The organism is Methylobacterium mesophilicum SR1.6/6 (assembly GCF_000364445.2).
In the GTDB taxonomy this organism is placed as follows: Bacteria; Pseudomonadota; Alphaproteobacteria; order Rhizobiales; family Beijerinckiaceae; genus Methylobacterium; species Methylobacterium mesophilicum_A.
Window position 1 is genome coordinate 1,389,789 of the sequence record NZ_CP043538.1, and the last position, 12,431, is coordinate 1,402,219.

Consider the following 12,431-nt stretch of genomic DNA (forward strand, 5'->3'; position numbering starts at 1 on the left):
CGTTCTCAGCCGTGGGCGCCGCATGCCGACGTTGCGGGCGACCGCGCGTCAACAGCAAGCTTGCCCCGGCTCGCAACGAACCGTGGCCGTTAGCCGTTGTAAGTGCCCATGAACGGACACCCCCTATGACCGTCCTCGCCTTACTCGTCGCCGCCAACTTCGCCATCGCGGACACCTTTTCCCTCTCGGCGGTCGCAGCCGACTGAAGGGGTTGCCCGCACGTGCCGTCAATGCCGATAGGCAGGCCCCTGCCCGGACTGCTCTGGGCGATGTCCTTCGACGAGCGGGGCTGCGGACGCCTTCTGGCTCCGGACGAGGCGCTGCCGGATCTCGACGCATTCGGCGGGGGCTTCCTCTGGCTGCATTTCGACTTGAAGGCCGCGGACCTGGGGTCGCTGAACGATGCCGGGCACGTCGGGACGCGGTCGCTCGCCGAAGCCGTCTTCAGGGAGGACGAGCACCAGCGCGTCACAGTCGCGGACGGGCATGTCGGCGGCGTGGTCGCCGACCTCGCCCGGCCCGGGGCCAAGCCCGACATCGCCGGCCGTCTTCACTTCGTCATGGGTCCGCGGTCGCTGGTGAGCGGGCGCCGAGGCCTAGCCGAGAGCCCGGACGCCACGCGGACGATCGCCCAGGAAGGGCGCCCGATTCCCTCCCCCGTGCTGCTGCTGGAGACGATGGTCGGCTTCGTGGTCGCCGCCATGGCGGCGACGGGGCAGAGGCTCGCCGACGAGGTCAACGGCATTGAGGACCGCGTGCTCGACGGGCGCGTGCGCGACGACCGACGGCGCCTGGGGCCGATCCGCCGGAGCGCCGTGCGCCTGCACCGGCAACTGCTTGGGCTCGCCGCTGTGTTCCACCGGTTGGAGGAGGACGACCTAGCCCGGGACCTGCACGGTCCCGCAATCGCCGTGGCGGCGCGGCTGGCCCAGCGGTTGGATGCCCTCGACCGTGACGTGACCGCACTCGCCGAGCGCGCGCGGCTGCTGCAGGAGGAGCTCGCGGCCCGCGTGGCGGAGGAGAGCAACCGCCAGCTCTACGTGCTGTCCATCCTCTCGGCTCTGTTCCTGCCGCCGACCTTCATCACCGGCCTGTTCGGCATGAACGTGAAGGGTCTGCCGTTCGCCGACGACCCTTGCGGTTTCCTGTTCGTGGCTGGGCTGAGCCTGCTGTCGGCGGCCGCGACCTACGGCATCATCCGGGTGCTCGGCATCCGCCCGCCGCGCGGTTAGAGGCCAATGCCGTCCGAGCGGAGTTCCGCGATGACCCTCTCCCGCCACTTCTCCGCCTCCAACATCAGGACATCGTAGCCCTTCTCCAGGATCGGGCTAGCCATAACGCCGGTCAGTGCGGTCTCGAACTCCGCGCCCGCGACTTCTCCATCGGTGACGATGATGTTGGCAGCCGCTGAGACGCCGGCCTGCATCAATGCCTCGTCGCCGGCATAGGCGGCGACCGTCTGACGGAAGCGTGCGAGGAGATCTTGTACGAAGGGCATGCCGGTGTGCTGCTGAGCGAGGTGAAGCCGCTATGCGAAGGCTTGGGCAGTGGCACGCGATCCACCGAGGCTGACCTGGCGCCGTCCACCCCCGCCGAGCATGCCGTGGCTCGGCGCTGCGTAGGGACGTCGAGACAGTTCGTAGAGCTGGCTGCCGACGAGGCCGGCGGTATCGATGAGGATTGCCTCTTCGCAGGTCGCAGCCACCTGCACGCCGATCTGATGGGTGTGGCTGCGGCCATAAAGCCAGACGGCGAGCTGCGCCCGCGTCCCTCCTGATATGCCGTCGAGCAGACCAGAGCGCACATCGGGTTCTGCGCGAGTGAGCTGCGCTACGAATTCAAGCGACACAGGGCAGTCGCTGGCGAAATTCGCAGCGGTGATCGAACGAACCTGGTTCACGCGAGGTACCTGCGAGCTGATGCCCGCAGGGTTGGTGGCGCATGGTTGACGAAGCCTAACGACGGGCCAGCCGATGCGGCGTTCGATGATCAGTGGCACCACGTGGCGCTGCCCCCAGGATCACTGGTGCGCGTCGCCGGATCGGCGAGGACGCGGTCGATACCGACGCGGCCTCGTGGGGCGGCTTGCAACGACCGGGCTTGGCGCGGGTTTCCCAAGCTTCGAGTTACACGCCCCGATCCCACCGATTCGAACTCCAGGAGCAACATGTCCCGCGAGAGCAGCATCCAGGCGACCGAAAAGTTTGGCGAGCTCGTCAACGGCGGCCGGTTCGACGCCTTTCCCGAGGTCGTCGCCCCGGACTGCCACGATCACGATCCGGCGCCGGGCCAGCATATGGGCCCCGAGGGATATCAAGCGTTCTTCACGCAGCTTCGCTCCGCCTTCCCCGACATGCAGGTCGAGGTAAAGAAGCTCGTCGCGGATGGGGACAGCGTCGCCTTCGCTTACACGCTCACCGGCACCCACCATGGCGACTTCAACGGGCACAAGCCGACCGGGAAGGCCATCAAAGTCCGTGGCATGCAGATCGGCCGCTTCGTGGATGGCAAGATGGTCGAGCGGTGGGGTTCATCCGACGAGCTCGGCATCCTGAAGCAGATCGGCGTCATTGAGGGTTGACGAATGCCTCCGCGAGGGCGTCCCCGCCGCGGGACGTCGTCAGGGCATGACCCCGGAGCGGCCCACCGGCCGCCCCGGACGCTCACGAACTGACCGTTGGCTGTCCGACTCCTCAGGCGCTCCGGGCCTGGTCGGGATGACGGCCCTCCGCGAACTCTTCGACGATCTTGGCGCAGAAGGCGGGCAGATCCTTCGGGGTACGGCTGGTGACCAGCCCCTTGTCGCAGACGACCTCCTCGTCGACCCAAGTGCCACCGGCGTTCTCGATGTCCCGCCGGACCGTGGGATAGGAGGTCAAGGTACGGCCCTTCACGACGTCCGCCTCGATCAGGGTCCAGGGACCGTGGCAGATCACCCCGACCGGCTTACCCGCGGCGAAGAAGTCCCGGACGAACGCAACGACATCCTCGCTCGCCCGGAGCTTGTCGGCGCCGACGCAACCGCCGGGGATGACGAGCCCGTCGTAGTCCGCGGCAGTGGCGCCATCGATGGTCCTATCCACCTGGTAGCGGCCGGCCGGGTCGAGGTCGTTGTTGACCGTCTCGGCCTCGCCGGCCTCCAAACCGATGACCGTCACGGTCGCCCCCGCCTGCTTCACCGCGTCACGCGGCTTGGCGAACTCCGGATCCTCGGTGCCGCGCGGTGCGATCAGGATCGCGATCTTCTTGCCCTGCAAGCTCATGTCATCGTCCTTCCGGGTGTCGGCATCTAACGGAGGCGCCGTCGCGCCGTTCCTCACGCCGGGATGCAGTCGATGCCGGCGGTGTCCTCGGCCACGACGCCGTTCTCGCGGTGGCGGAAGTCGCTCAAGGCCCGGTAGACCTGGAGGCGCGCCCGCATCACCGAACCGAGCGGCCGGTGCACCGCGAGACTGTGCGCAGGGCGGAAGGTCATCACCTCGTCGAAGTAGCGCACCCGGTCCGGCCCGTAGGCGTCCTGGCGCGGCAGTCGGAGCGTCGCCACCGTGCGGTAAGGGCTAATCGAGACCGGCCAATCGACCGAGGCATCCTCGATGGGCTGTTTCTCGGCATCGGCCCAGAGCTGTGCCTTCAACTCGAACACCACGTCGTTCTCTCGGAAGAACGCGACGGTGGCGTGCCGGAAGCCATCCTCGTCCTGGTTCGGGTCGAGCCTCCACTCGGACAGCGCACGTTGGGCCTCGGTCGTCGGCACGGCCCCGAGCTTGGCCACGTGGTCGCCGTAACGAACCGGCGCCTGGCTGAAGTAGCTGTCGGCGAGCGGGTGGCTGTAGGGATGGCCGAAGAAGTCGGCGAGCGCGCTCTCGGTGCCGAAGGCATGCAGCGCCTTGTTGAGGTTGCGCATGGTGGCAGACACCGCGCTTTTCACGCCCTCCGGCAGACCCGTCGACTTGCCGATGACCGTTCCGTCGCGCAGGAAGCCCGCCGCCGTGCCGGACGGAAAGGTGGTCCCAGTCGCGAGGACGAAATCCTGGGTGTCGACCGCGTGGCCGGGCAGCTTCTCGCCGGGGACGTCGAATACCTTGATCGACATGCCGCGGTGGGTCGAGACCCGGTCACCCAGCGTCTCGCCTGGCCCCTGAGCGAACCGAACCGCCACGGGGTGGGTGCCGGGCATGGCGAACAACCCTTGGGCTAGTTCGGGCGGCAGGCCGGGGGAAATCGTCAACTCGCCGGTGACGCAGGCCGAACTCTTTGCGTGGCTGGCCCGCACCGCATGGTGCTCGCGCTTCTCTACCCTCTCGGATTGCTGCGTCATGCCGGCGATGATGCCGTCAATCGTCTTTTGCTCGTCCGCAGCAGGCGTCTCGATGCCGGGGGCGTATCGAAGGTAGGTCATGATCTTCCTCACGGTGATCGGGGAATCAAAGCGGACCGCGGCAGGAGAGAGCGCGGCGGACTCTGGGTTCGACGCATTGAGTCGGAAACGGGATCCCGTTCCGAATATCGAGGGAGGGCCCCGGACCGTTCCCGGATGACCTCGCGTTCGTCGAAAGTCTGCCTGAGTTCGGCTGCGCTATGAGTTGGCTTCGAAGCGCTGCTTCGTCCTCGCGGTAAAGGGAGACTAAAAATCGGACTGGTTGCGGAGCAGAGGCGGCAAGCTCGGCCGATATGCTTGACGACCCGTGGACGACCGCGGGCTCGAGTTTGCGACAAGCCGTTTCAGGGCGCATCCTTCCCGACCGTTTCAAGGATCACGCGCGCCGTCTCGGCAGGCTGATCCCAATGCGGGAAGTGGCCGCAGCGCTCGAACCAGTGCAGATGGGCCGACGGGAATGCCACCCGGGCGCGTGCAGCCTGGCGCGGCAACAGAAGGTGGTCTTGGCGGCCCCAGCCTATGGTGACAAGGCCGGGAGTCTTTGCCGAACCCTGCTGCAACGGCCCGCGTGCCAGCTCACGCAGCATCGCATCGAACACCGGTGTGGCCGCCAGGCTCTGCAGCTCCGCCACGACAAGCTGTGGTGGGAGCCCCCACGGACGGGCCGACAGTTGGGCCAGCAGCAGCGTGCGGGTAACGGCGTGGCGCGACAGGCCGGGATGGAAGGGCCGCAGCAACCGAACCAAGCGTATCGACGCTGCGAGCGTCGAGTGAAACCAGGGCGTTTCCCAACCGTGCCAGAAACCGCCGGGATCAAGCGCCACGCAGTGCCGACCGATACCGCGCCGCGCCATCTCCAGCACCAGCCGGCCCCCCACCGAACTGCCGACAAGATCCGCGGACGTCAGGTCTTGCGACTGCACGAAGCCGGCAAGGGCGTCCGCATGGGCCTCCACGGTCTGCCGACCCGCGAGCGGGGCCGATCTGCCATGTCCCGGCAGGTCGACCAAAATCAGTTCGCGCGAGCCGCGCAACGCGGGCAAGAGCGGATCCCAGGTGCGAAGATTAGACCCCAACCCATGGACCATTAGCAGCGGCCGGCCCGTGCCGAGGCGCTCAAAATGTAGGGACATGACGGCATTGTCCTTCGATATTCGCGCTGTAGTCCGAACATTGGTCCGTCGCGGATTTCGCCGGGCAGGGCGTCTCAGTCAGGTCCGCGGACCGCTCATATCGAACGCCTCCAGCCGGCGTCGCCGGTCCGATAGCCGGCCACACGGCGCTGGCCGACCCTGCCACACAGTCTCGCGAGCGCCGGATGCCACCGAGAAGGCCCCACCGGAGTTCGCCACGAGGGGGCTGCGCGTTCAATGCCCGCAGAGACGTGGAGGTCACGTCCGCGCCAACTCAGATGCCGGCGTACCAGGCGTAGCCCTGGTCCTCCCAGTAGCCGCCCTTGCCCCCGCCGATGTGGGCGAAGCTCTCGACCACCTCGATGCGCATCACGTACTTCGCCTGCTTGTAGCCGAGGTTGCGCTCGACCCGCAGGCGCAAGGGTGCGCCGTTCGACACGGGAAGCGCTTGCCCGTTCATGTCGTAGGCGAGGATGGTCTGCGGGTGGAACGCGTCGACAAGGTCGATGCTCTCGTAGAACCGAACCGGCGTTTCCCCGCTGGCCGCATCGTCCTCCGTCACCTGCTGGCCGCCGGAGTCCTTCCTGCTCTCGCCGCTGCCCGACTGCTTGGTCATGCTCGGGTTGGCGTTGCCGGCAGGGACCTCGTCGGCCTCCTCGTCGTCCCCACCGCCTTCGAGCGGGCTGCCCTGGTCCATGGTGTCGGCGCAGTGGAACACCACGTAGCGCGCCTCCGGCTTGAGCTTCGCGCGAGTGAGCAGTTCGGCGAGGGGCACCCCGGTCCATTTGCCGATGGCGCTCCACCCCTCGACGCAATCGTGTCGGGTGATCTGGGTGCGGGCCGGGAGCCTGCGGAGGTCGGCGAGGGACAGCTTGAGGGGCGCCTCCACGAGGCCGCCGACCTCCAGGTGGTACTTGGCGAACTTGCCCTTCGCCAGGGCTTTGTAGTCCCTGTCCGGTGGGTCCTCGGTGCCGTTCGGCTTGAACCACGGCGAGATATCGGCCTCGGCGAATTCGGGTGCCAGCGTCGCCTCGCTCAGGAGCAGGCGCTGCACGAACATGTTGGCGTCCTCGCCGGTCTTCAGCGTTCGCCGGAACCACTCCGCGTTGCCGAGGCGGTCGCAGCCGCCGAGCATGGCCGCTGCGGCCGTGGCGGAAGCCCCCAGCAGGAGGGCGCGTCGGTTGGGGGAGCGGATCATGTCCGGGGATCTCTGGCTGAAACGGCCGGCTCGACCTTGCGCTCGATCACGAACCAGCCGGTGAGCATGCCGCGCATGTTGTTCCAGAAGCCAGACAGCAGGACCAGGGCGACGTGCACGACCACGAACAGGACCAGCAGGGCCGCCACGATGAAGTGGACCGTGCGGGCCGACTGGCGTCCGTCGAACAGCGTCAGCAGGAAGGGAAAGGCGGCGTCCATGGCCGGCGACATCGCGAGCCCCGCCAGCACCTGCACCGGCAGGAGCACGAACAGCACGACGAGGTAGGTAAGCTTCTGGATGACGTTGTAGCGCTTGGCCTCGTCGCCTTGCGGGAAGCGCAGCATCAAATGCTCCCAAATCGACGCGCCGAAATGCCGGATCTGGTCACGGGAAGGGATTACCCGGAACCGAAGCTGCCCGCTGACCAGACCATAGATTAGGTAGGCGAGGCCGTTCAGGACGAAGGCCCAGGCGAAGAAGAAGTGCCAGGAGCGGCCGCCGGTGAGGTCCTGGTCGCTCGGCAAGGTCGCCCAGGCCGGGAAGCCGCGGTCCGCCGCCTCGCCGTCGGAGCCGACCGAGGAGCCCAGAACACCGGTGGTGTCGAAAGTCCGCCCCAGGACGGTCGTGACGCCCTTGGGCGGGTCGTCCTCGGTCTGGGACATCGCCATGAGCGGCGCGTCGAAGGTCGAGACCTTGCCCCAGTACAGGGCCGGGTGGGCGTTGAATATCTGCAGGCCGCTCATCAGCAGGACAAGCAGGCAGACCGCGTTCACCCAGTGGGTGACCCGGATGACGAGGGGATGGCGAAACATCCAGCGGCGACGCTCGACCTCGCCGGTCTCCGGAGCGGATCGGGTCAGGTAGGTTCGAGCCAAACGGTCTTCCACGCACTCTGGACGGTTAGGGGTGGAGGCCCCTGGATCGGGGCCTCCGGAAGCGCACGGCGCCTCGGAATCACATGCCGCGGTTCATCATCATCCGCTTCTTCATCATGCGGCGCTTCATCATCTGCTTCCGCATCATGCGCTTCTTCATCATCATTCGCTCGCTGCGGTCCATGCGGACCTGGGTAACGGTCGAGGAGCCGGCCTGGAGACCGTTCGGGCCCATCGGGGCAGCGGAGGCGGCGCCGGCTCCGAGCGCGAGGCTGCCGAGGACCGAGGCGGCGAGGGCAAGGGTGGTGATCTTCATTCAACGTCTCCTGCACGGGGAAGGAATCCCCTTTCGCACAATGAGAGAAGAAAAGGCACTGCCATCAAGTTCCTGAATTATCGAAGATAAATCAGGAACTTGATGGCTTTGGGGCGCAACAAGCCGGACGCCGAGGCAGGGCCTCGCGCCGCGCCCAGGCCGGGCGTACGCCAACTTGTACGGAGGCATGCAGCGGAAAGTTTCAGACTGGACCGGGAACGCTGACAGCCCACCGCCAAGCCGACGCGATCAGTTCCCGGTTACCTCAGCGTCTGCGTCTCCGACACCGGCACCGGCATGGCGCCAGACTTGATCGAGAAGGTGTTCGAGCCGTTCTTCACGACCAAGCCGACCGGCGAGGGCACCGGCCTCGGGCTTTCCCTGGTCTACGGCTTCGCCAAACAGTCGGCGGTCAGGTGCGGATCTACTCCGAGGTCGGCGAGGGCACGACCGTCTGCCTCTACCTACCTCGTCAATATGGCGAGGCCGACGAGGATGAGGTGGCCCGCAGGCTTGCCGAGGTGGAGCAGGCCGGCCAGGGCGAGACGGTGCTGATCGTGGACGACGAGCCCTCCGTGCGCATGCTGGTCACCGAGGTGCTGGAAGACCTCGGTAAACCTACGTCACCGGTTTTAGGGACCGCGGCCCCGTCCCGACGTTGTCGGATGCGACCGATCAACCGGAGCCGTTATGCTGCCCCCTTCTGTGCAGCCATCCTGCTCGCCATAGAGGCACAGAAGGTCATCGAGTTGCGGCTCGTCTGGATCGCCTAGGGCGACGCCTAAGGCCGGACGGAGATGGTCTCGATGGTCGGCGAGAAGGTCGTGGCCACGATGGAGGCCGCCAACACGCTGATGACGGGGCACCAACGGCGACGTCGTCGCGCTCACCGGGAGCTCGTTGCAGACATGTCCGCTTCTGGGGCTGACCGATGACGTGCCAAATGGCTGGAATGGGCGCATTGCAGAACGTCCGCTTCCAAACGGCAGTCCATTTCCACGGTTGACCCATAGCCGACCCTGAAATTGTCCGCTTCCTAACCGCTGCCACGCCCGAGGCACTGGGCGGCGCCGCGGGATGGTGCCAGACGTCGAAATCGGTGAACGACCGCCCTCCGTCTTCTTGAAATGTTCCCGCTGCGTTCTAATCATAGGGACCTGGTCGCGCACGTGACGGGGGTGCCCGATGAGGCAGCTAGAGATCGAGAACCAGCTCCGTGAGGTGGTCAGCCGCATCGTGGTTCAGGTAGAACTGGCCACGGCGCAAGGACGAACCGACATCAACCTCGCGCTTGAGGATGCGTTCATCCCTATCTTGAAGTCGATCTACAACCTGCCTCAACTCGTCAATTTGAATCGAAAGCAGAAGAATTATCCAGGAATTGATCTCGGCGACGACCACGACCGCGTCGCGTTCCAGATCACATCGACGACGACGCTCGACAAGGTGAAGGGCACGATCCGCCAGTTCATGGATCGGGCCTACTACAATGATTTCGACGAGCTGTTCATCCTCATGCTGTCGAGGAAACAGGCCTCCTACAGCCAGCCCTCGGTCAACGAGCTGTTGACGGACCAATTCGCCTTCAACTGCAAGAAGCACATCATCGATCTCAGCGATCTCCTCGGTCAGGTATCTGGCCTTCGGCTCGCTGCCCAGGAAAGAGTGCTAGCCGAGTTCAGGCACATTCTGGGCGAGATCGACGCCTTTATCAGCTTCAGTGCCGAGGGCATCGCGGCGCCGGTAGCAATAACAACGAACCTCCAGCGGATCGGTCTTCCCGACGCGGCGTATGTCGCCGAGCTGACGATCGACGACAAGGCCGTGATCTCCAGGGCAAAGCGGGAGCTCAACTACAAAGGTTACGCGAAGAGCCGCAAAGCCGTTGTCAAGATGGCGCTCCTCCTCAACGGTGTGGAGACCGACGCGTGGGTCTGCCACGACAACAAGCTGTTCTCGTTCCTCGATATCGAGCAGTGCGGGCTGCGCAGTGTCGTCGACGAAGGGTTGGTGGAGCGGTTGGCGATATCTGATCTCGCCGACTCGCCCGAGTTGGACAACGTCAACATCCTGAAGCAGCTTCTGTCCGCCGAAACTCAGGAGCGGTTAAAGAAGCTGCACGTCCGCATGCATGCCAAGGACAGGTTTTTCTTTTTCGGTCCCGTCGAGGAAGGTCAGACCGAGCGGAAGGAGACGTGGGTCGGCAAAAGGGCGGCAACCCGACGTGTCTATGAGCTGAAATACCAGCGCAAGGACCCAACCAAGGTCGCCCACCACACCCACTTCTCGTTCGAACTGACGTTCACGAAGCTGGATGACGACTGGTACGTGCAGATCGTGCCGAGCTGGTACTACTCGTACAACGGTTACGTCAGATCGAACTGGCACGAGGACCTTCTGTCGACGCAGAAGGCTCTCGAACACAACGCCAGCGTCCGGAACATGGTCCGCTTCCTCGCCCACTTCCTGTCCAAAATGTACGACGTCCAGGATGACGGCGTCCGCTTCCTGTCGTTGCTGGAGTTCGACGTCGGGGAGGCTAATGAGGGCGACCAGGCCGAGAGCGATGAGGGTGACGATTTGGCTGAGGGAGCCGTCGCATGAAGCTGACTATGCTGGCGGAGCCGCTGCTGGAGTTCGGCACCGGAACCCATATCTGCCCCCGAACCGGGATCGAGCGGATGGGGGTCTACGACAAGCGTGACGAGCTCCGCCGGACCGAGCTTCGGATAGGAGTTGTCGGCCGCGGCGAGGGCGTCGATCTCCTCGATGACTGGCTGGAAAAATGCCGGGTTGGGGTTGAGCGCAAGAAGGAATCGAAGCTGCTAAACCTTTTCCGAGGGTTCGGCGGCATCAATCAAAACTACGGGTTCCTGACCAAGCTCATCAACTCATCCCAGTATACCCGGACACTGAAGAAATCCGACATTACTGAGGTCGTCAAGATGGCCTCCCGTGTGGACCGCATCCAACGGGCTGTCGAACTGTATTACGAGCAGATCCGTTTCCTGGCCGAGAACAGAGCCGTTGATGTGATCGTCTGCGTGATGCCGAACGAGATGTTTGACTCCGTGACTACGGCCGATGACGACGACACGGACAAGGATGAGCTGGAGCACAATTTTCGGCGCATCCTGAAGGCGAAGTCGATGCACCTCGGCACGCCGCTTCAGCTCGTGCGCGAGAAGACCATCCTCATCACGAAGTTCGCCGGCGATCAGCAGGATCCAGCCACCAAGGCTTGGAACTTCTGCACGGCCCTGTACTACAAGGGCAACCGCACGATCCCATGGCGCCTAGTCGAGGATACGGCAAAACTGCGGTCCTGCTACATCGGGATCGGATTCTACAAAAGCCGGGACGGGGCTACGATCTCGTCCAGCCTTGCGCAGGTCTTCGATGAGTTTGGGCACGGCATCATCCTCCGCGGTACTCCGGTCTCGATCGACAAGAAGAACCGGCATCCATACCTGAACGAGGAGCAGGCCTACGAGCTGCTGCGCGATGCTCTGGACGAGTATGATCGGGCCCTGGAGCACATGCCGGCGCGGATCGTGATCCACAAGTCCAGCTACTTCCGGGATAGCGAGCGGGCCGGGTTCCTCCGCGCGCTCGACGAAAAGGGCATCAGGTCGAAGGACTTCGTCGCGATCACCGACACCCAGATCAGGCTGTTCGGGGATAGCGACTATCCGCCAAAGCGCGGCACCATGCTGACGATCTCGGAGACAGAGGGCGTCCTGTACACGCGCGGGACCGTCGATTTCTACAAGACCTATCCCGGCATGTATGTTCCCAATCCGTTGAAGGTCACCGTCTACGAGCAGGATTCCTCCCTCGAAAATCTGTGTGACGAAATCCTCGGCCTGACGAAGATGAACTGGAACAACACGCAGATGGATGGCCGGCTACCAATCACTCTGGAGTGCGCCAGAAAGATCGGCGATATTATGAAATATGTCAGCCCGACTGAGAAGCCGCAGGTCAGCTACAGTTTCTATATGTAGACCGGCCTTGACAGTCGCGGCTTGGCCCCGTGCGGTTGAGAAGACCACCTAAGTGGTCTTCGCCTCGAACGGCCTTAGCTTCTGTCAGTTAAAACTTCTTGGCCTGCATCGAAACCACTGCTTCAAGCAGTGACATGAAACACGAGAGTAGATGGCCGCCATGTCGGCTTTCGGGCGGGCACCGAACTTCCGCTCCTGGCGCAACTAGGCCCTTCAATCATGCAGGCGCAAATGGGAGAGAATTGTCAGTCTCTGTCGTTGTATAATTTGATGGTGTTAGCAGCCTAACGATTTCCGAGATCTTGTACCACCTGCCCGACCATCCGCATTTTCTGCAGATCTTCATCTGACAACAGCACGATCTGTTCCCGGACTTTCCCGAGCCGAGGCGCTGTCTGGCGTTCTGGCAGGGGCACTTCGATGGGCCACTGCACTCGGTGAAGGTGGTTCATAGCCGCCTGATCAAGCCCGCAGAACTGAGAGCTATCGCCAGCGAGTGCAACCTGCACTGACGCAGACGG

General features: G+C 64.4%; 12 protein-coding genes and 2 pseudogenes. 6 read left to right on the forward strand and 8 right to left on the reverse strand.

The features are described 5' to 3' along the window. Window positions 1-230 precede the first annotated feature (230 nt). Entirely contained in the window at window positions 231-1,232 is a 1,002-nt protein-coding gene (locus MMSR116_RS06455) for a CorA family divalent cation transporter (RefSeq protein WP_039892839.1), read from the forward strand. Here MMSR116_RS06455 and MMSR116_RS06460 read toward each other — a convergent pair. Next, window positions 1,229-1,498, reverse strand: a complete 270-nt coding sequence (locus MMSR116_RS06460) for a hypothetical protein (RefSeq protein ID WP_010683352.1) — start codon at window positions 1,496-1,498, stop codon at window positions 1,229-1,231. The two genes, MMSR116_RS06455 and MMSR116_RS06460, sit on opposite strands and share 4 nt — an antisense overlap. Before the next feature lie 30 nt (window positions 1,499-1,528). After that, window positions 1,529-2,002: a hypothetical protein gene (locus tag MMSR116_RS06465; RefSeq protein ID WP_010683353.1), complete on the reverse strand. Its 474-nt coding sequence runs from the start codon at window positions 2,000-2,002 to the stop codon at window positions 1,529-1,531. Window positions 2,003-2,167: 165 nt separating this feature from the next. Here MMSR116_RS06465 and MMSR116_RS06470 point away from each other — a divergent pair, with 165 nt between their 5' ends. Beyond that, window positions 2,168-2,581, forward strand: coding sequence for an ester cyclase (locus MMSR116_RS06470; protein WP_010683354.1), 414 nt, complete (start codon window positions 2,168-2,170; stop codon window positions 2,579-2,581). A gap of 112 nt (window positions 2,582-2,693) precedes the next feature. Here the strand turns inward: MMSR116_RS06470 and MMSR116_RS06475 are convergent, their stop codons facing one another. The 6 genes from MMSR116_RS06475 to MMSR116_RS06500 form a co-directional block, all read right to left on the reverse strand. Further along, entirely contained in the window at window positions 2,694-3,263 is a 570-nt protein-coding gene (locus MMSR116_RS06475) for a type 1 glutamine amidotransferase domain-containing protein (RefSeq protein ID WP_010683355.1), read from the reverse strand. Window positions 3,264-3,316: 53 nt separating this feature from the next. Next, a complete protein-coding gene (locus MMSR116_RS06480) occupies window positions 3,317-4,399 on the reverse strand; it encodes a catalase family protein (RefSeq protein ID WP_010683356.1) in 1,083 nt (360 codons plus the stop codon). A 323-nt stretch (window positions 4,400-4,722) separates the two neighbouring features. Next, window positions 4,723-5,511, reverse strand: coding sequence for an alpha/beta fold hydrolase (locus tag MMSR116_RS06485; protein WP_010683357.1), 789 nt, complete (start codon window positions 5,509-5,511; stop codon window positions 4,723-4,725). A gap of 274 nt (window positions 5,512-5,785) precedes the next feature. Then, on the reverse strand, window positions 5,786-6,709 hold the full coding sequence (locus tag MMSR116_RS06490) for a molybdopterin-binding protein (RefSeq protein WP_010683358.1): 924 nt from the start codon (window positions 6,707-6,709) through the stop codon (window positions 5,786-5,788). Continuing rightward, window positions 6,706-7,587: a cytochrome b/b6 domain-containing protein gene (locus MMSR116_RS06495; protein ID WP_010683359.1), complete on the reverse strand. Its 882-nt coding sequence runs from the start codon at window positions 7,585-7,587 to the stop codon at window positions 6,706-6,708. The genes MMSR116_RS06490 and MMSR116_RS06495 overlap by 4 nt, the downstream gene beginning before the upstream one ends. Before the next feature lie 79 nt (window positions 7,588-7,666). Beyond that, entirely contained in the window at window positions 7,667-7,903 is a 237-nt protein-coding gene (locus MMSR116_RS06500; RefSeq protein ID WP_010683360.1) for a hypothetical protein, read from the reverse strand. A 255-nt stretch (window positions 7,904-8,158) separates the two neighbouring features. On the opposite strand from MMSR116_RS06500, the pseudogene MMSR116_RS06505 reads away from it, so the two are divergent. From MMSR116_RS06505 to MMSR116_RS06525, 4 genes and pseudogenes are all read left to right on the forward strand, one after another. After that, window positions 8,159-8,517 (forward strand): annotated as a pseudogene (locus MMSR116_RS06505) (ATP-binding protein); the annotation flags it as partial. Between the two features lie 571 nt (window positions 8,518-9,088). Then, complete coding sequence (locus MMSR116_RS06515) at window positions 9,089-10,507, forward strand: SMEK domain-containing protein (RefSeq protein WP_010683362.1); 1,419 nt, start codon at window positions 9,089-9,091, stop codon at window positions 10,505-10,507. After that, a complete protein-coding gene (locus tag MMSR116_RS06520; protein ID WP_010683363.1) occupies window positions 10,504-11,910 on the forward strand; it encodes an argonaute/piwi family protein in 1,407 nt (468 codons plus the stop codon). Before MMSR116_RS06515 ends, MMSR116_RS06520 begins: the two co-directional genes overlap by 4 nt. Window positions 11,911-12,200: 290 nt before the next feature. Beyond that, window positions 12,201-12,422 (forward strand): annotated as a pseudogene (locus MMSR116_RS06525) (aspartate-semialdehyde dehydrogenase). Window positions 12,423-12,431: the final 9 nt, after the last annotated feature.

Excerpts from the sequence above, each read along its gene's own strand:
- MMSR116_RS06455 (WP_039892839.1), top strand. The coding sequence starts at position 231 with ATGCCGATAGGCAGGCCCCTGCCCGGACTGCTCTGGGCGATGTCCTTC.
- MMSR116_RS06460 (WP_010683352.1), bottom strand. The coding sequence starts at position 1,498 with ATGCCCTTCGTACAAGATCTCCTCGCACGCTTCCGTCAGACGGTCGCC.
- MMSR116_RS06470 (WP_010683354.1), top strand. The coding sequence starts at position 2,168 with ATGTCCCGCGAGAGCAGCATCCAGGCGACCGAAAAGTTTGGCGAGCTC.
- MMSR116_RS06475 (WP_010683355.1), bottom strand. The coding sequence starts at position 3,263 with ATGAGCTTGCAGGGCAAGAAGATCGCGATCCTGATCGCACCGCGCGGC.
- MMSR116_RS06480 (WP_010683356.1), bottom strand. The coding sequence starts at position 4,399 with ATGACCTACCTTCGATACGCCCCCGGCATCGAGACGCCTGCTGCGGAC.
- MMSR116_RS06485 (WP_010683357.1), bottom strand. The coding sequence starts at position 5,511 with ATGTCCCTACATTTTGAGCGCCTCGGCACGGGCCGGCCGCTGCTAATG.
- MMSR116_RS06490 (WP_010683358.1), bottom strand. The coding sequence starts at position 6,709 with ATGATCCGCTCCCCCAACCGACGCGCCCTCCTGCTGGGGGCTTCCGCC.
- MMSR116_RS06500 (WP_010683360.1), bottom strand. The coding sequence starts at position 7,903 with ATGAAGATCACCACCCTTGCCCTCGCCGCCTCGGTCCTCGGCAGCCTC.
- MMSR116_RS06515 (WP_010683362.1), top strand. The coding sequence starts at position 9,089 with ATGAGGCAGCTAGAGATCGAGAACCAGCTCCGTGAGGTGGTCAGCCGC.
- MMSR116_RS06520 (WP_010683363.1), top strand. The coding sequence starts at position 10,504 with ATGAAGCTGACTATGCTGGCGGAGCCGCTGCTGGAGTTCGGCACCGGA.